Source organism: Nocardia sp. NPDC059764 (assembly GCF_042732555.1).
In the GTDB taxonomy this organism is placed as follows: Bacteria; Actinomycetota; Actinomycetes; order Mycobacteriales; family Mycobacteriaceae; genus Nocardia.
In genome coordinates, this window is record NZ_JBHWHH010000162.1 from 1 (window position 1) to 16,221 (window position 16,221).

At 65.8% G+C, this 16,221-nt stretch carries 17 protein-coding genes, 1 tRNA gene and 4 pseudogenes; 17 read left to right on the forward strand and 5 right to left on the reverse strand.

All coding sequences use genetic code 11. The features are described from left to right. The 4 genes and pseudogenes from ACFV4K_RS27850 to ACFV4K_RS27865 all read left to right on the forward strand — a co-directional run. On the forward strand, nucleotides 1-1,154 hold a 1,154-nt coding region (locus ACFV4K_RS27850), incomplete at its 5' end, for a hypothetical protein (protein ID WP_379278875.1). A gap of 22 nt (nucleotides 1,155-1,176) precedes the next feature. Further along, nucleotides 1,177-2,634 (forward strand): flavin-containing monooxygenase, encoded by a 1,458-nt coding sequence (locus ACFV4K_RS27855; protein WP_379278877.1) that lies wholly within the window; start codon nucleotides 1,177-1,179, stop codon nucleotides 2,632-2,634. A 70-nt stretch (nucleotides 2,635-2,704) separates the two neighbouring features. Further along, the gene (locus ACFV4K_RS27860) at nucleotides 2,705-3,616 is read left to right on the forward strand and encodes a dienelactone hydrolase family protein (protein WP_379278878.1); all 912 of its coding nucleotides are present in this window, start codon (nucleotides 2,705-2,707) and stop codon (nucleotides 3,614-3,616) included. A gap of 5 nt (nucleotides 3,617-3,621) precedes the next feature. After that, a pseudogene (locus tag ACFV4K_RS27865) lies at nucleotides 3,622-3,795 on the forward strand (LysR family transcriptional regulator); the annotation flags it as partial. A gap of 456 nt (nucleotides 3,796-4,251) precedes the next feature. On the opposite strand, the gene ACFV4K_RS27870 reads toward ACFV4K_RS27865, so the two are convergent. Then, a tRNA-OTHER gene (locus ACFV4K_RS27870) sits at nucleotides 4,252-4,328 on the reverse strand. Here ACFV4K_RS27870 and ACFV4K_RS27875 point away from each other — a divergent pair. The 5 genes and pseudogenes from ACFV4K_RS27875 (at nucleotide 4,300) to ACFV4K_RS27895 (ending at nucleotide 7,106) form a co-directional block, all read left to right on the forward strand. Further along, on the forward strand, nucleotides 4,300-4,512 hold the full coding sequence (locus tag ACFV4K_RS27875) for a hypothetical protein (RefSeq protein ID WP_379278897.1): 213 nt from the start codon (nucleotides 4,300-4,302) through the stop codon (nucleotides 4,510-4,512). The two genes, ACFV4K_RS27870 and ACFV4K_RS27875, sit on opposite strands and share 29 nt — an antisense overlap. Nucleotides 4,513-4,607: 95 nt before the next feature. Further along, nucleotides 4,608-4,799 (forward strand): annotated as a pseudogene (dmpI, locus tag ACFV4K_RS27880) (4-oxalocrotonate tautomerase DmpI); the annotation flags it as partial. 161 nt (nucleotides 4,800-4,960) lie between these two features. After that, entirely contained in the window at nucleotides 4,961-5,617 is a 657-nt protein-coding gene (locus ACFV4K_RS27885) for a hypothetical protein (RefSeq protein ID WP_379278880.1), read from the forward strand. 195 nt (nucleotides 5,618-5,812) lie between these two features. Continuing rightward, complete coding sequence (locus tag ACFV4K_RS27890) at nucleotides 5,813-5,962, forward strand: hypothetical protein (RefSeq protein ID WP_213558133.1); 150 nt, start codon at nucleotides 5,813-5,815, stop codon at nucleotides 5,960-5,962. Nucleotides 5,963-6,116: 154 nt separating this feature from the next. Further along, nucleotides 6,117-7,106, forward strand: coding sequence for a cation diffusion facilitator family transporter (locus ACFV4K_RS27895; protein WP_379278881.1), 990 nt, complete (start codon nucleotides 6,117-6,119; stop codon nucleotides 7,104-7,106). An 83-nt stretch (nucleotides 7,107-7,189) separates the two neighbouring features. Here ACFV4K_RS27895 and ACFV4K_RS27900 read toward each other — a convergent pair whose 3' ends face one another. Both ACFV4K_RS27900 and ACFV4K_RS27905 read right to left on the reverse strand, forming a co-directional pair. Then, the gene (locus tag ACFV4K_RS27900) at nucleotides 7,190-7,387 is read right to left on the reverse strand and encodes a hypothetical protein (RefSeq protein ID WP_379278883.1); all 198 of its coding nucleotides are present in this window, start codon (nucleotides 7,385-7,387) and stop codon (nucleotides 7,190-7,192) included. A gap of 216 nt (nucleotides 7,388-7,603) precedes the next feature. Continuing rightward, nucleotides 7,604-8,119 (reverse strand): hypothetical protein, encoded by a 516-nt coding sequence (locus tag ACFV4K_RS27905; RefSeq protein WP_379278884.1) that lies wholly within the window; start codon nucleotides 8,117-8,119, stop codon nucleotides 7,604-7,606. Nucleotides 8,120-8,266: 147 nt separating this feature from the next. Between ACFV4K_RS27905 and ACFV4K_RS27910 the strand changes: the two genes are divergently transcribed. The 3 genes from ACFV4K_RS27910 to ACFV4K_RS27920 all read left to right on the forward strand — a co-directional run bounded on the left by ACFV4K_RS27910 (nucleotide 8,267) and on the right by ACFV4K_RS27920 (nucleotide 11,699). Continuing rightward, entirely contained in the window at nucleotides 8,267-9,604 is a 1,338-nt protein-coding gene (locus ACFV4K_RS27910; RefSeq protein WP_379278886.1) for a helix-turn-helix transcriptional regulator, read from the forward strand. Further along, nucleotides 9,601-10,497 carry a phosphotransferase enzyme family protein gene (locus tag ACFV4K_RS27915; RefSeq protein ID WP_379278888.1) on the forward strand — a complete coding sequence of 299 codons (897 nt, stop codon included), beginning with the start codon at nucleotides 9,601-9,603 and terminating at the stop codon, nucleotides 10,495-10,497. The genes ACFV4K_RS27910 and ACFV4K_RS27915 overlap by 4 nt, the downstream gene beginning before the upstream one ends. A 485-nt stretch (nucleotides 10,498-10,982) precedes the next feature. Next, nucleotides 10,983-11,699, forward strand: a complete 717-nt coding sequence (locus ACFV4K_RS27920) for a hypothetical protein (RefSeq protein ID WP_379278890.1) — start codon at nucleotides 10,983-10,985, stop codon at nucleotides 11,697-11,699. Nucleotides 11,700-11,905: 206 nt separating this feature from the next. On the opposite strand, the gene ACFV4K_RS27925 is transcribed toward ACFV4K_RS27920, so the two are convergent. Then, nucleotides 11,906-12,361, reverse strand: a complete 456-nt coding sequence (locus tag ACFV4K_RS27925; protein ID WP_379278891.1) for a DUF6881 domain-containing protein — start codon at nucleotides 12,359-12,361, stop codon at nucleotides 11,906-11,908. Further along, complete coding sequence (locus tag ACFV4K_RS27930; protein ID WP_379278898.1) at nucleotides 12,246-12,773, reverse strand: hypothetical protein; 528 nt, start codon at nucleotides 12,771-12,773, stop codon at nucleotides 12,246-12,248. The genes ACFV4K_RS27925 and ACFV4K_RS27930 overlap by 116 nt, the downstream gene beginning before the upstream one ends. Nucleotides 12,774-13,004: 231 nt before the next feature. Here ACFV4K_RS27930 and ACFV4K_RS27935 point away from each other — a divergent pair, with 231 nt between their 5' ends. The 5 genes and pseudogenes from ACFV4K_RS27935 to ACFV4K_RS27955 form a co-directional block, all read left to right on the forward strand. After that, nucleotides 13,005-13,298 carry a hypothetical protein gene (locus ACFV4K_RS27935; RefSeq protein ID WP_379278892.1) on the forward strand — a complete coding sequence of 98 codons (294 nt, stop codon included), beginning with the start codon at nucleotides 13,005-13,007 and terminating at the stop codon, nucleotides 13,296-13,298. 258 nt (nucleotides 13,299-13,556) lie between these two features. Next, nucleotides 13,557-13,871, forward strand: a complete 315-nt coding sequence (locus ACFV4K_RS27940) for a hypothetical protein (RefSeq protein WP_379278894.1) — start codon at nucleotides 13,557-13,559, stop codon at nucleotides 13,869-13,871. A 51-nt stretch (nucleotides 13,872-13,922) separates the two neighbouring features. Beyond that, a pseudogene (gene istA / locus ACFV4K_RS27945) lies at nucleotides 13,923-15,152 on the forward strand (IS21 family transposase). After that, nucleotides 15,152-15,936: pseudogene (istB, locus tag ACFV4K_RS27950) on the forward strand (IS21-like element helper ATPase IstB). The pseudogenes istA and istB overlap by 1 nt, the downstream one beginning before the upstream one ends. Before the next feature lie 88 nt (nucleotides 15,937-16,024). Further along, nucleotides 16,025-16,221: hypothetical protein (locus ACFV4K_RS27955; RefSeq protein ID WP_379278895.1), on the forward strand; the 197-nt coding region annotated here is incomplete at its 3' end.

Below are 16,221 nucleotides of genomic sequence, written 5' to 3' on the forward strand. Positions count from 1 at the left end.
GGGCCGAACGCGTGTCCGCACGGAAGTCCCGGCCACCAGCGGGCGCGGTAGCGGTCCGAAAGGGCGGCGGTATCGTGGCGATCGTGGATGGTGGTATCGCCGAGGTCGGGTCGCCCGACGTGGGTCAGGTGCGGGAATGGCTGGCCGAGGCGGAGCGGAATCCCGCGGGCCTGCCGGACGCGGGGTACCTCGCGCTGCTGGAGACCGACGGCCCCGAGCTGGACCGGCTGGGGGAACTCGCGGACGCGGTGCGGAAGCAGAGTGTGGGCGATGCCGTTACCTATGTCGTGAATCGGAACCTGGACACGGCCGCGGTGTCGGGCTCGGCCGCGCGGGATCGGCTGGCCGCCCTCGTCGCCGAAGCGTATGAGCTCGGCGCTACCGAGATCTGCATGCAGGGCCCGCTGCCCGCCGACAGTGATGACGACTATCTGTCGCTGGTCTCGGCCGTCACCGGCAGCGCACCCCTGCATCTACACGCCTTCCGGCCCGAGGAGCTGCTCGACGGAGCAGCGCGGCTGGGAGTGCCATTGGACGAATTCCTGGTGCGGGCCAAGGTTTCCGGGCTCGGGTCGGTGCCCGGCACCGGGGCACGGATTCTCGACGACGACGTCCGTGCCCGGCTCAAGGGCGGGCCGGATCTGCCGGTGAGCGAATGGGTTCGGGTGATCGAGGCCGCGCATCGCGCGGGACTGACCTCCACCGCGACCATGGTGTACGGGCATATCGAGACGCCGGCGCAGCAGCTCGCGCATCTGCGGCTGCTCGCCGAGATTCAGGACCGCACCGGCGGCTTCACCGAATTCATCGCCATGCCCATGGATCCCGTCACCGCGGCGGCCGGATACCGCACGCCCGAGGTGCCGGAACGCCTGCGGCGGCAGTCCCGGGCCGTGCACGCCGTCGCGCGACTGCTGTTGCACGGGCGGATCGACAATATCCAGGCGGCCTGGCCGCGGCTGGGTGTGACGGCGGCGGTCGAGCTGCTGAACTGCGGCGCCAACGATTTCGGCGGGCTGCTGCTCGACGGGCGGCTCGCGCCGGAATCGGGTCCCGAGGCGGGACTGACCCTCACCGTCGAGGATGTCGAGCGGATCGCCGGCGAGCTGGGCCGCACCCTGCGGCAGCGCACCACCCAGTACGGCTGGATCTGACGCCATGGCTTCGAATGTCACCGTGGCACCTGCCCCGGAAGAGGTCGACGTCCTGATCGTCGGCGCGGGGTTCGCCGGTATCGGCATGGGCATCCAGCTGGCCCGCCGGGGCCGGGAATCGTTCGTGATCATCGAACAGGCCGAGGATGTGGGCGGCACCTGGCGCGACAACCGCTATCCCGGTGTGGCCTGCGATATTCCGGCGCACCTGTACTCGTTCTCGTTCCTGCCGAATCCGCGCTGGTCGCGAGTGTTCGCCGAGGGCGCGGAGATTCACGACTACCTGCGCTCCTGTGTGAAGCAGGAAGCCCTCGAACCGTATCTGCGGCTGAATTGCGCACTGGAACAGGCGGAATGGCTCGAAGCCGAGGAGCGCTGGCGGGTCCGCACCGCACAGGGTGAGTTCTCGGCGGCGAATCTGGTGATCGCGACCGGGCGGCTGACCGAACCCAAGATCCCGCCGATCGCGAATCTCACCGAATTCCGGGGCCGCCGTTGGCATTCGGCGCGCTGGAATCCGAAGGTCTCCCTGGTCGGCAAGCGGGTCGGACTGGTGGGCACGGGCGCGTCGGCGGTGCAGATCCTGCCGCGGCTGGCGGGCGAGGCCAGTGAGGTCGTGGTCTTCCAGCGCTCCGCCGCCTACGTGCTGCCGCGCGGGGACCGCTTCTACACCCCCGACGAACTGGCCGGATTCGCCGCCGACCCGCAGTCCATCACCGCGCTGCGGGACGAGCTGTTCGCCGAGGCGGAGCTCAGCATCGCCGCGCGCCGCCGCCGGCACCCGGAGATCGATCTGCTCAGCCGCCGCGCGCTCGACCACCTGGCCGGGCAGGTCCGCGATCCCGGACTGCGGCGGCGGCTCACCCCGGATTACGAGATCGGCTGCAAGCGAATCCTGTTCTCCGACGAGTACTACGCGGCCCTGCAACAGGACAATGTCCGGCTGGAGTCGACCGAGCTGACCCGGATCAGCGACGGCCTCGCCATCGCCGCGAGCGAACAGGCCCACGACCTCGAGGTGCTGGTCTTCGCGACCGGCTTCAACGCCACCCGCCCGTCCATCGCCAAACGCATCCACGGCCGCACCTCCCTGCTGTCCGAACGCTGGAGCAACGGCATGGCGGCCCACGCCTCCACCACCGTGGACGGCTTCCCCAACATGTACGTCCTGGACGGCCCGAACGCGGCGCTCGGCCACAACTCGGCCATCTACGTGATCGAGACCCAGATCGATTACGTGCTCAGCGCTTTCGACCACCTGGCCGCGGTACCGGAGACCGTCCTGGAGGTCACGCCCGAGGCCGTCGAATCCTCCATGGCCGATATCGAGCACCGCGCCCGCGACACCGTCTGGACCCAGGGCCGGTGCACCAGCTGGTACCGCGACGAGCAGACCGGTCGCGTCACCCTGCTGTGGCCGGACTCGGCGGAATCGTTCCGGCGGTCCAACGGGGCGTTCGACATCAACGCCTACCGGTAACCCGTGCCTCGAGCATTTCCACAGCGTTCTCTCCGGGACCGGCGTCGGTGGGGTGGCCTAGGCTGAGGGCATGACGCCGCTGCAGCGCTACATCGCAGAGGAAATCGCCACCGACCACGTCGAGGGCCTGCTCAGCCGCCGCGAGGCGCTGCGCCGGTTGGGTCTGCTCGGCATGGGAGCGCCGGCCGCGGTGGCGCTGCTGGCGTCCTGCGCGGAATCGGCCAAGCAGTCGACTCCCACCACGACCGCCGCCGGTCCTTCCGCGAGCCCGTCGTCCGCGCCGCCCGGCGCCGCGAACGCGGTACCGGCCACTCCCATCACCTTCGCCGGACCCGAGGGCCGCACCCTGCAGGCCGCCTGGGCCGAGGCGGCCCAGCCGCGCGGCGGCGTGCTGGTCATTCACGAGAACCGCGGCCTGACCGACCACATCCGTTCGGTGACCGGCCGTTTCGCGGGCGCGGGGTATTCGGCGCTGGCCGTGGATCTGCTCTCCGAGGAGGGCGGCACCGCCACCTTCACCGATCAAGCCGCCGCCACCGCCGCCCTGAGCAGGATTCCCCAGGATCGCTTCCTCGCCGACCTGCGCGCGGGCCTGACCGAACTGGGGCGGCGGGTACCCGGAAAGCGGCTGGCCGCCACCGGTTTCTGCTTCGGCGGCGGCCTGACCTGGCTGCTGCTCACCTCCGGCACCCCCGAGCTGGCGGCCGCCACCCCCTTCTACGGCCCTTTCCCCGACGGCGGCCACGTCACCGGCTCCACAGCCGCCGTGCTGGCGGTCTACGGCGCGCTCGACACCCGGGTGGACGCGTCCCGGCCCGCCGCCGAGGCCGCCCTGGACCAGGCCGGTCTGCCGCACGAGAGCTATGTCGCCGAGAACGCCGACCACGCCTTCTTCAATGACACCGGCCCGCGCTACCAGCCCACCGCCGCCGCCGAAGCCTGGCGGCGCGTGATCGATTGGTACGGCCGCTATCTAGCCTGAGCATTATGGAGTTGCGCCAACTGCGGTACTTCGTGACCGTCGCCGAGGAATTGCATTTCGGGCGCGCGGCCCAGCGCCTGCACATCGCGCAGCCGGCCGTCAGTCAGCAGGTGCGGCGGCTGGAGCGGGACCTGCGGGTGCAGCTGCTGGACCGTTCCCCGCGACGGGTGCTGCTCACCGAGGCCGGCCAGCGTTTCCTGCCCGCGGCCCGGGCCGTGCTGGCCGCCGCGGATCAGGCGCGGGCGTCGGTCGCGGATCTGGCGGGCGGCCGTGCGGAGGTCTTCCGGCTCGGGACGGTGACCGGGCTCGCCGAACGACTGGACGCGGTCCTGGACACCTTCGCCGAGCAGGCGCCCGGGGTGCGGGTGGAACTGGTGGCGCTGCCCGTGCGTGACCGGCTGGCACAGGTGGCCGACGGCAGTCTGGACGCGGCCTTCGTCCGCTCCCCCGCGCCCGGCGAGACCCCGGACCTGGACTTCCTACCCGCCTGGGACGATCCGCTGGTGGTGGCATTGTCCGCCAAACACGCACTGGCGAACCAGGATTCGGTGCGACTGGCCGATCTTGCCGCGGTGCCGCTGCGGCTGACCGAGCGACGCAATCACCCGGCCCTGGTGGATCTGGTGCTGACCGCGTGCGCGCGAGCCGGATTCGAACCGACACCCGCGCCCTCGTCGACCACCTTGCAGGACACCCTGGCCGCCATCGGCGCGGGCTCGCCCATGTGGACGGTGGTGTACGCCTCCAATGCCCGGCAGGTGCACAACCCACGGGTCGCGTTCCGACCCTTCGCCGATCCGGGGATGAGCCTGCCGATCGCGTTGGCCGTGCGAGCTGATGCGGCCTCGCCGAATCTGCGCCTGCTGGGCGCGCTGCTGGCGAGCGCGCGGCGATAAGGATCGCTTATCGCTGCGTGCGCGAGCTGCCCATTGGTCGGCGTCGAAATATCCGGTGAACTGTTCTCAGTCCCAATGGATTTCACGAAAGAGAGAACATCATGCCGATCGTCACCGTGCAGCAGGGTCCCCGCACCGTCGAGCTGAAGCGGGATCTGGTGCGCCGCATCACCGACGCGTTCGTGGACGCGTATCAGATTCCGGCCGAGGCCGTGCAGGTCTGGATCCACGAGACCCCCGCGGACAGCTGGGGCGCCGCCGGCCGCCTGACCGCGGACGGCAAGTAGCGGTGAACCGGCGGGTCGCTGGAATCGGACCCCGCGGTCCTAATCGACTGCGGCACACCTGAACCGACCCGCCGGTACCACGAGGTGTCGGACCCGTGACAACCTGGCATCGACTGCACATACTCGCAGGTAGACCCCCATTTCAGTGCTACAACGGCAGCATGACGGAGGTTATCGGCCCCAAGCTCGTACCCGCACCCGCGGGTCACTCGGTCGAATTCTGGGGCTATTGCATGTGGGGTCTGGCCGCGCTGGCCATTGCCGTATCGGAACTGGCATCGGTGTTCGGCCTGGCGAGTTGGCCCACCATCTCGAACACGGTCGGCCATCTCGAGACCCAGCATTCGATCGTGCGGGTGGTCGTGGTGACGGTGATCGTGCTGCTCGCCTATTACGCGGTCCCGCAACTGACCACCCCGCCCGAACCCGTCGTACAGCAGGTGGCGGGACGCACCATCACCGTGAACGGCCGCGTCACCAAGACGGATTCGGTGATCACGCTGCTGGGCGCGGGCTATCTCACGGCAGCCTTCGCGACCTACGCCTTCGGCGTGCTGTTCGCCATCACCGACCGCGGCATGAACCCGCACTCCTATCTGGGCGCGTACGTGCTCTACGGACTGATCGCCCTGATGTGGGTCGTCGTGCCCAGCGTGCTGGCCATGGTCTTCACCCGAGATGTCCCGTTCCCCACGCTGTTTCGCACCATCGGCTACCTGGAGCGACGCGCGCACCCGGTCGCCGCGCTCCTGCTCGCCGGACTCGTGGTGCTGCTGATCCACCTGGCCTTCTACCCCTGGCCGCGCGTGCAGAGCTGATCATGGACGGCGTGAAAACCATTGTCAGCGAATTATTTACGCCCCCGTAGGAGTAGGAAGGCCGCGTAGGCCGCGCCCGAGAGACCGATCACCGCGACGACACCGATGGTTGTCAGGATTGCGTTCACCCTCTCGATTTTATGGACCCGGCGGGTCACGCATGCCCGATCGCGGGAAAAGGCGTATGCAGGAGTCATGGGTCGCCATCCGCAGCGGACCCCCCTCTATGGGGCGTTGATGCTGGTCGGGGTCATGCTCACCGGGCTCTGGGTCCGGGACTGGCCCTGGCTGTGGCTGCGGGCGCTGGGTTTCATCGCGAAGCGCGGGGAGGCGGAGCGGTCGTGATCGCCTTCGCCGGGTTCCTCATGACCTTCCGCGATCTCTCATGACCAGGTCGGAGCACATTTCAGGCAATCCGGTCGAATCGAACGTGTCCCAAACATTGCACACATAGCGATTTATGCATATGGTCTTGTTCGAGCGGCAACGGAGGAGGGTTATGAGCGACCACGGGCATTCACACGGACACGATCACGCCGGGCATTCGCACGGCGCGACCGCCGACAGCGACAAACGCTGGCTGGCCGGCGCGCTCGCCGTCATCGTCGTGTTCCTGCTCGGCGAGGTCGTCGTCGGTCTGGTCGCCCAATCGCTGGCCCTGCTCTCCGACGCCGCGCACATGCTCACCGACGCCGCCTCGATCGTGCTGGCGCTGTGGGCCATCCGCCTGGCCGCCCGGCCCGCCGAGGGCCGCATGACCTACGGCTGGAAGCGCGCCGAGATCCTCTCCGCCCAGGCCAACGGCCTCACCCTGCTGGGGCTCGCGGGCTGGCTCACCTACGAGGCCATCCGCCGCCTCATCGACCCGCCCGACGTCACCGGCGGCCTGGTGCTGGTCACCGCGCTGGCGGGCATCGTGGTGAACGTGCTGGCCGGCTGGATGATCAGCAAGGCCAACCGCACCAGCCTCAATGTCGAGGGCGCGTACCAGCACATCCTCAACGATCTGTTCGCCTTCATCGCCACGGCGGTCGCCGGTCTGATCATCATGCTCACCGGCTTCGCCCGCGCCGACGGCATCGCCACCCTGATCGTGGTGGTGCTCATGGTGAAGGCCGGCGTGGGCCTGGTCCGCGCCTCCGGCCGCATCTTCCTCGAGGCCGCGCCCGCCTACCTCGACCCGGTCGAGATCGGCGCCGAGATGGCCGCGGTCGACTCCGTGATCGAGGTGCACGACCTGCACATCTGGGAGATCACCTCGGGCACCCCATCATTGTCGGCGCACATCCTGGTCGCCGAGGACACCGACAGTCAGGCGGTGCGGGCCGCGGTCGCCCACATGCTGGCCGAGAAGCACCACATCGACCACAGCGTGCTGCAGGTCGACTACACCGACCACGCGGAATGCCCCGACGAGGACCACGACCACATCCCGCACTGCCAGGACGCGCACGGCCCGGTGCACCGCAAGACCATTGCGACGAACTGAGATCCGGCTCCGGGATCGGACGCCGACACTCGAGGATCAGAGCGGCCGAGCGCAGGCCCGAGGCACGTGGAGCGATGGCCGATCTATGCACGGTGTCGGCCGTGTAGGCGGTTGGAGTTGGCGACCGGAACGCGATGAAATGTGCGGCCGTCGGCGATGAGCAGCCATTCATCCTTCGCAGGTTCGGCCGGTGCGGGGTCGTCGCAGACGCCCCACCCCACGGCCACCACGACACCGACGCACGACAGTATCAACGCAGCGAATTCGATCAGCACGGACACGACAACCCCTGGGTTTGTCAGTCAGTCATAAAAGGTTGATTTACAACATGTTTGGACCACGCTCGCGCGTGCTATGCGGTCACTGTGTTCATGTGGCCGGGTCGGGCGAGGGTTCGTGGATGTCGCCGCCGTCGCCCCAGTTCTTGCACCACGGACACCACGGCCGTAACCGGTGATGGGTCCGGACCGACACAGCCGGTCCGATGACCCACGCGCCTACGCGCCGTCCGCACGAGCGGGCGGGAGATCCCGAAAGGGCGGCATCATGCGCCGGGCGTAGGTCTCCTCCGGCGTCACGGTGATCACGTCGAGTTGCCGCACCAGCGTCCCCGGTATCTCCGCGCCCTCGAAATGCTCGGGGCTGGGGACTATGACCGCTTCCGCGTCCAACCGGGTCGCTTGCGCCTTCAGCCGCGCCAACGGTGGCCGCCCGAAACGGGGGTCGTAAACCACCATGTCGGCGAAGTCGTAGCCCAAACGTGTTGCGAGTTTGCGGATTTGGCTCTGGTCCCACAATTGGGCAACTCCGGAAACATCGGTCCGAAGGTATCCCAAACACGTTGGCCTGTAACGCATATCCGCCCTCTCTTGCGGCAACTCATCCTCGCCGTCGTCTCCGCCGAACTCGAGGAATTCCAGGTAGAACCCCAAATGGTCCTCGGACTCGTCCCCGCTGGCCTGAAGCTCCAACACGCCACCAGGGAACATGAAGAGCCTGTTGCCTCGGTTCATCAGTGCTCCTTCATCGTTTGGATGCGAGCCGCGCGATTCGCGGTGTCGTTCACAACGAGCAAACCGCGGCGTTGGCCAGGCAAGAAAGATGGCAAGTCGCTACGAAAGCGGACTTGCCATCCCCGCGCGGTAGACCAGAATGAACCCATGACCAGGGGTGAGGGTGACCCGACGATCGAACCCGATCGGCGACCGCCAACGGTTGCCGATCAACTGGCGCGCGAGATCAAGCGCCTACGGAAAGAGGCGGATATATCTCAGCGCGTACTGGCGTCGATGATCGGCTACTCACGCCAGTACGTCACCATGACCGAGTGGGAGGACTCCAATCTCCCTTCGCCCGAGGTTGTTGCCGCAATCGACAACGCGCTGGAGGCAAACGGTGCGCTTGTCGCCCTTCGCGCCCAGGCGGACGGCGATCGGCAGGCGAGGCGGCGAATGGCCGTGACCTCGCTCGCCACCACGGATGAGCCCGGCAAGTCGCTCACCTCCAATGTGCTCAGCCCGTTCAACCTCGAATCCGTGCCCGCCGCGTACGCGCCTGAGCCGGGGTGCGTCGGAACCGTGGCGTGGTCCGATGTCGAGCAGGTGAAAGAAGCCACCCGCCGTGCCGCGACTGCCGAGAACCTTTACGGCGGTGGGTCTGCCAATACCGCTGCCAGTCAACAGCTTTACGCGTTCGCGCCGCTCGTGCGAGGAAGGACCGCAGCCGATACCCGTCGGGCATTATTCGAGGCGGTTGGAAACCTGAGCGGCGTCGCAGCCTTTGCTGCCTTCGATATCGCCGACTTCGCCACCGCAGACCAGCACTCCCGATTCGCCCTCTGGTGCGCAGACGCCGCCGGATCGTGGGAACTACGAGCGAGCACGCTCGCCGACATGGCCCGAACGACGGCGTATACCAGCGGCGCAGACGACGCGCTGTCACTCATCGAACTCGCCCAAGTTCGCTCCGATCGACTCTCGGCCACCGCCCGCGCCATGCTCAGCGCGCTACGCGCACAGTTCCTTGCCGCACTCGGTCGCACGGACGAGACGTTGGCCGAGATCACACGTTCAGACGACTATTTCGCCGACAGCACGCCCGGCGAAGATGCGCCCTGGATGTGCTACTACGACGAAGCCGAGCACCTGGGCAGCACCGGTAAGGCCCTCATCCCGGTCGCCTTGGCGCGCAACCAAATGGAGTTGGCAGCACCACGAATTGGCCAAGCCATCCGACGACAGGGCCAAAGCTACCCTCGGTCACGAACTTTTTCGCTCACACGATTGGCCACGCTGACCATGCGGATAGGCGACCCCAAGGAAGCGACCAAGCTCGGCATGCAAGCCGCTGCCCACGCGAAAACCCTTCACTCCCGACGCATTCGCGATGAATTGCAGGTGCTGTCTCGCGCCTCGATCAAACATCTCGCCATCCCCGAGGTCCACGACCTGTACAGCGCGCTTACAGACGACTGTGAGACGTCTGGGGTATCCAAATGAACCAGTCCAGGCAGCAGGCGGCGACCGCCGCCGAGGTGCTGAACCGGGCGGCGAAACTCAGCAACGTTGATGCCCGTGGCGCGATAACCGTCCGCGACGGCTCACACGCGATATTCGAATTGCCCGACGGCATCGTGGCGCGGGTCGGCCAGCCACACAGCTATCGGACGGCACAGCGAGAGCTGCGTATCTCGCAGTGGCTCAACAAAAATGGGATCACGACCGTCGAAGCGGTGAACTCGATTCCACAACCGACGCTCGTAGACGAACGGCCCGTGACCTGGTGGACTCTGATCCCAGATCACCGGCCGTCCACCCCCGAAGAGCTGGGCAGAATGCTCCGCCAGTTACACGCGCTCACGCCCCCGATCGACTTCCCACTTCCGGCATACGCGCCATTCGACGGGGTCCGAGAACCCGTCGAGTCCGCAACCACGATCACCGAAGCCGACCGCGCTTGGCTTTTGGAGCAGTACGCACGGCTGCGTCAGCGCTATGACGAACTGGACGAGCCATCGCAGCGATGCGTCATACACGGCGACGCCTGGCAAGGAAACCTGGTGGTGCCGCCGTCCGGTGAACCCACAGTGCTCGACCTCGACAAAGTGTCGGTGGGTTGGCCCGAATGGGATCTCATTCAACTAGCAGTCGACCACACCGACTTCCACCGAATCACCGACGACCAGTATCGAAGCTTCGTCGATGCCTACGGCGGCTACGACGTGACCCGGTGGCCGGACTACCGGGTGCTTGCCGATATTCAAGAGTTCCGGTGGGTCGCTTTCGCGCTCGGCCGATCGGATACCCGGCAATCCGCCGCGACCGAAGCCAAGCACCGGATCGCGTGCCTCCGAGGGCTGGTACCAAAGCCCTGGACTTGGCAAGCACTCTGAGCCCATGCGCATCGGACATGCATTCGCCGGCGCACGATGACTGGCATTCGAGAGGTACCCGGTCGTTCGATAGGCGCACCATCATTTTCCTCTGAAATACGCCCGCACTGGACATTCGCACCGCAGGCGGGCTGACGAGTTGATCTCGTCGCCAGCGATCCCCCCATCCTTGGCTCTGAAGGTGAATGTCGAGAAAGTCACCACGAGATCGGCGCCAATCGAGATGTCCGAAAACTCAGATGCCTTCGCCATGATGAACCAGCTTCTCGCCGGTGCGCTGAACCTCTGCGCAGATGGACCCGTCCGCTGATGCTACGCACCACGATCGGGACGGCGGGCTGTTCGCGGACCTCGGATCGCCTTGGCTGGTTGACCTTCCGCAGTCTGCGCTGGCCGTTCGGTCAGCGCGGGAAGCGACATGTGCGGATACTCGGTCCAACTACGTTGTTGAACCGCAGTTCTGGCACGGTGGTTGAATTGCGATCGTGCCAAACCAGCTTCGCCCCCAGGCCGCCTCCCTTCTGCAACGCCTCTCCGATGGCGAGACGGACCGATCCATTTGGAGCGAGCTTTGGAACGAGCTCTATCACCTTCACGGTGCGGTGGATGCGTGCGCAGCTCTGCCCGCGCTGGCCCATGTGGCAGCGACTGGAATGTCAGATGCCCGATCCGATGCCATCACGCTGGCGAGCGGGGTCCTCATCAACGCCGGCGGAGTCGCAGAGGAGGCTCGACAATATGATGTCGCAATCACGCTGTTGCTGAACATGGTTCACGACGATCTGGCGGTAGCTCCCGGCGAGGAGGATCACGCTCCGGAGGACTTCATCGGTCGATTGCAATCCATGCTGGCCTTCGAGGACGAGACGGTATGGGCCGAGAAGCTGGATTGCCTGATCGAGGAGGAACTCGAACTTGACTGTCCGGCATGCGGCACCACCATCTGTTTGAGCCTGGGCAGAGGCGGAACATTCACCTGCACAGTCGATTACGGGCTGGGTAACGTCATCCATGTCCCCTTGATCCCGGCAAGTCCAGACCAGTTGAATGGTCTGGGCGCTCGCCTATATCAACTTGCGATGACCGCGCGGCAACCTGCGACCGCGCTACAGATCACCGCGCTGTTCGGCCACGCCACGTGCCCTCCAGACGACCATCAGTTCATCCCCGCGGAAGTCACAGGCTACGAATGGGCCCTCTAGGTAGCGCAGCTACAGGACCGCATCACAGCGATCGTTCGTGTGAGCGCGCTCTATCTGTTCCCGGGCTGGGACAGTCGGCTCGCGCTCATCGGCATGAACGCGCACTGCCAGCGGCCGTGCGGCGCTCTGCCCATTGATCTTCCGCCGCCCCACGCTGGCCGGTCGGGTCAGCGCTGTATGCGGCAGTTGAGGATGTTCGCGGTCAGTCACCAACCGCCGGCAACCAGCCACTCCGTTTGGAACTCCGACGGAGATATCCGAACGGCGTGGAGGTTCGGGTCGTTCGAGAGGTCTTCGATGCTGGGGACCGGTTCCTCGTCCAACCACGTGAGTTCGGTATCGATGGATCCTCCGGCGAGCCCCGTGCGACCATCCGGAAATCGCTGGATCTTCCGGAACTCGGTGCCATCGTCGAACAACTCCGAGAGCGTCACCAACGGTTCATTCCCACTGACGCGGGTCCGCGTTACCTGGAGATACCACATACCCGGCTCGGGAGGTACGAAGTCGGCTGCGGCCGATTCGGCGGCAGCCCGATCGAACCCTCTACGTGCTCCGCCATCGGGGAAACCAGCGCTCAACTTCGGTCTTCCTACTTTCGATCCAACCGTCCAGAACCTCACTGTAGATCCTGGCCGGTGGCGCATCCGGCTGGCTGCCATAGAGATTCGGCCAGAATGCGCCGGTACCAATCACACGCCGTTCGGCCGTCTCGGTTGGCCGCAGTTCGTTGATCCCCGACCTGCAGACGATGGCCGGTCCGGTCAGCGCGGTATGCGGCATGAGCGGATATTCGAGTTCTGGGGCTTCATCGTGTTGAGTGGGGTGATGGGTCTGGCGCGCACGGGAACTCGAATTCTCGACGTTGACGGCGAGCGCTTCAGATGGGTCGTCGCACCTGACGACGAACCTGGTCTCGCCATCGTCGTCGAGATCGCCGAAGGCCAGGGACAACGCATGGTCACCTGGGTCGACCACGGCACAGTCATCACGCCCGGTGTGGTCGCGGAGATCATTCGCAAGGCTCTCCGCAACGGATGGACTCCGAAGCAGCGAAATCGACAGATCACCCACCGCGTTCAAGATGCCAAGTTCACAACCTGGCCACCTCTGGCACCATGAACCGCTCACTGCACTGAATTCAGCATGAGCGTGCGCTCCGCGCCGCACCAGGTTCCGGCCGTCGGCGCCTCGCGCTGGCCGGTTCGGTCAGCGCGATCAGCGGCATGTTAGGACGTCCTTCCGCCGATGTGACGCCAATCCGTACTGCGGGTGCGACGACATGGTGAGAAGATCCGTCACACGATGACGTACATCAAGGCAGTTGCAGTTCGGTACGAAGACGATCATTTTCCTGGGTGGGTCGAGGCTCAGTTCCGGCAGGCGGATGGAAGCACCGCCAGTTTCGTCGCGAAGGTGCCCGAATTCCAGGAGTACGACCAACTGACTCACGATGCCGCGTATCCGATCCCCTTGGAAATCACATGCGACCTTGTGGCCACCGACCGAGACCGTCAGGTCGCCACGATCGACCTCTGTATAGGGATCGGCCGGTACGAGGTGGCGCTCGACCAGCTCGGTAACCTGCCCGACGCCTGAGCTCGTCCATGCTGGGTGCTGACGATTTCCAGTCCGGCAGGGTCGGATACCCTGCTGCCCGTTGATCTTCCACGCTTCCGGCGCTGGCCGGTTCGGTCAGCGCGGTATGCGGCAGATGAGTGCGTTGGGCGGAGGCGTTCCGCGTTCGGTTTCAGGTCGCGGATAGGTTCGGCGATGATGCTCACGGTGGATCCGAGTTCGAGTGTGGGTCGTACACGCCGGAGTCGCTGTGTCTGGTTGATCGAGAGAGGTTACCGGGTGTCTGAATTCTCGACGTACTTCGAGTACTACAACCGCACTGGCTGGCTCGAACAGGACCCGGACAACGGCAGCATCTTCGGGTACATCCTCAACCTGGACACCGGAGAGTTCGAGCGAGCCAGCGGCGACATCGTGATCGCCGCCCATCTCGGCGGCTCCAGTGTGATCACCGAGGTATCGCGCCTGCGCTACGAATATTTTGTGATCGAGACCGAACGATCCCGATCCGATGGCCGGGTGCGAGTCGAGGGTCCGATAGGGGTGCTGTACGACGAATTGAACATGCTGCTGTCGATTCCGGTCCAATACTGAACTTCTGGTTCCGAGTGAAGGCTGACCCACCACCCTGTGGCGAATCACGAGGTGTTGAACGTGGAGGATTGGGCGGAGATCCGCAGGCTGCATCGCGCTGAGGGTATGCCGATCCGGGCGATAGCCCGGCATCTGCGAGTGTCGAAGAACACGGTGAAGAAGGCTCTGGCCTCGCACGGACCACCGAAATATCAACGCGCGCCGACCGGTTCGGCCGTGGACGCGTTCGAGCCGCAGATCCGGAGGCTGCTGGCCGAGTTCCCGACTATGCCGACAACGGTCATCATGGAACGGGTCGGCTGGCAACGCGGCAAGACCGTATTCTTCGCTCGGGTCGCCCAGCTGCGGCCGTTGTTCAAACCACCCGATCCGGCCTCGCGGACCGAGTATCAGGCCGGTGAACTCGCCCAATGCGATCTATGGTTCCCGCCGGTCGATGTCCCGTTCGGGTTCGGGCATGCCGGTCGCCCGCCGGTGCTGGTCATGGTGACCGGGTATTCGCGCATGATCGCGGCGGTGATGATCCCGACGCGCCAAAGCCCGGATCTGCTGGCCGGGCATTGGGAACTGATTTCCCGGTGGGGTCGGGCGCCGCGAGTGTTGGTGTGGGACAACGAATCCGCGGTCGGGCAATGGCGTGGCGGCAAGCCGCAGCTGACCGATGCGATGAACGCCTTCCGCGGAACTTTGGGTATCAAGGTGATCCAATGCCGACCGGGCGATCCTGAAGCCAAGGGTCTGGTCGAACGCGCTAACGGTTATCTGGAAACCTCGTTCCTGCCCGGCCGAACCTTCACCGGCCCAACAGATTTCAACGACCAGCTCAGCGACTGGTTCGACAAGGCCAACCAGCGACAGCATCGTCGCCTGGGCTGCCGCCCGGTCGACCGCTGGGCCGCTGACCGCAGCGCGATGCTCGAGTTGCCGCCGGTTGACCCCGTCGTCGGCTAGCGACTATCGACCCGGCTGCCGCGCGATCACTATGTGCGGCTGGACTCCAACGACTACTCGGTTCACCCCTCAGTGATCGGCCGCCATGTCGATATCCGCGCCGACCTGTCGCAGGTGGTGATCACGTGCGGCGGCAGCGAAGTCGGCCGCCATCAACGCTGCTGGGCTGCCCATCAGACACTCAGCGATCCTGCTCATGTCGCTGCCGCGGCCGAGCTGCGGCGCGCGCGGCGCCTGGCGGCGGTGCCGGTGTTCGACACCAGTGTCGAGCATCGCCGCCTGTCCGATTACGACCGGTTGTTCGACCTCGACAGTGAAGGGATCGCCTGATGGCCACCAAGACATCCACCAACGGTGCCCGCAACGTCGGCTCCGAAAAAGAGCTCTCAAGGCACCGACGCTGGCCGGCGCGGTCGACCGGCTCGCCGAGCGCGCCCGTGCTGAGAGCTGGAGCCATGAGGAGTTCCTCGCTGCCTGTCTGCAACGCGAAGTCGCGGCCCGCGAAGCCCACGGCGGCGAGGGTCGCGTCCGCGCGGCCCGGTTCCCGTCGCGGAAGTCGCTGGAAGAGTTCGACTTCGACCACCAAAGATCCCTCAAACGCGACACGATCACTCATCTGGGAACCCTGGACTTCATCACCGCCAAGGAGAACGTGGTGTTCCTGGGCCCGCCCGGGACCGGCAAAACCCATCTGTCGATCGGGCTGTCGATCCGCGCGTGCCAGGCCGGGCATCGGGTCGCGTTCGCGACCGCCGCGGAATGGGTGGCGCGGCTGGCCGAGTCCCATCAGGCCGGAAAACTGCAGGCAGAACTCAACAAGCTGGGTCGGATTCCGCTTCTTGTGGTGGACGAGGTCGGCTATATCCCGTTCGAATCCGAGGCCGCCAACCTGTTCTTCCAGCTTGTCTCCAGTAGGTATGAGCGGGCGAGTTTGATCGTGACCAGCAACAAGCCCTTCGGCCGCTGGGGAGAGGTGTTCGGCGACGACATCGTCGCCGCCGCCATGATCGACCGCCTGGTCCACCACGCCGAAGTCATCTCCCTCAAGGGAGACAGCTATCGGCTCAAGGACCGCGACCTGGGCCGTGTCCCCGCAGCAAAGACCAACGACTGAGCACCGCACGTGGGCAGGAGACGCAGGCATCGAATCGGCGGTGCCGCTTGACCGTAACCGCACGAATCGATCTTGCTAGGTTGACTGCGTGCGCGCGCTCGAAGTCTTCAATGAATATGTCAGCTGGCTTCGAACCAACGTGCCGTTGGCATATGAGAACCTGGCCGATCCCGCCCGCCCCATGGAACTTCTCGCGCTGGAGCGGACCATCGGCCGCCCACTGCCCGACGACGTGAAAGCCGTCCTGAGTGTGCACAACGGGCAACTCGTGTCTGCTGTCGGCGA

Excerpts from the sequence above, each read along its gene's own strand:
- ACFV4K_RS27885 (WP_379278880.1), top strand. The coding sequence starts at position 4,961 with ATGACGGAGGTTATCGGCCCCAAGCTCGTACCCGCACCCGCGGGTCAC.
- ACFV4K_RS27915 (WP_379278888.1), top strand. The coding sequence starts at position 9,601 with ATGAACCAGTCCAGGCAGCAGGCGGCGACCGCCGCCGAGGTGCTGAAC.
- ACFV4K_RS27905 (WP_379278884.1), bottom strand. The coding sequence starts at position 8,119 with ATGAACCGAGGCAACAGGCTCTTCATGTTCCCTGGTGGCGTGTTGGAG.
- ACFV4K_RS27935 (WP_379278892.1), top strand. The coding sequence starts at position 13,005 with ATGACGTACATCAAGGCAGTTGCAGTTCGGTACGAAGACGATCATTTT.
- ACFV4K_RS27890 (WP_213558133.1), top strand. The coding sequence starts at position 5,813 with ATGGGTCGCCATCCGCAGCGGACCCCCCTCTATGGGGCGTTGATGCTG.
- ACFV4K_RS27925 (WP_379278891.1), bottom strand. The coding sequence starts at position 12,361 with ATGGCAGCCAGCCGGATGCGCCACCGGCCAGGATCTACAGTGAGGTTC.
- ACFV4K_RS27910 (WP_379278886.1), top strand. The coding sequence starts at position 8,267 with ATGACCAGGGGTGAGGGTGACCCGACGATCGAACCCGATCGGCGACCG.
- ACFV4K_RS27895 (WP_379278881.1), top strand. The coding sequence starts at position 6,117 with ATGAGCGACCACGGGCATTCACACGGACACGATCACGCCGGGCATTCG.
- ACFV4K_RS27860 (WP_379278878.1), top strand. The coding sequence starts at position 2,705 with ATGACGCCGCTGCAGCGCTACATCGCAGAGGAAATCGCCACCGACCAC.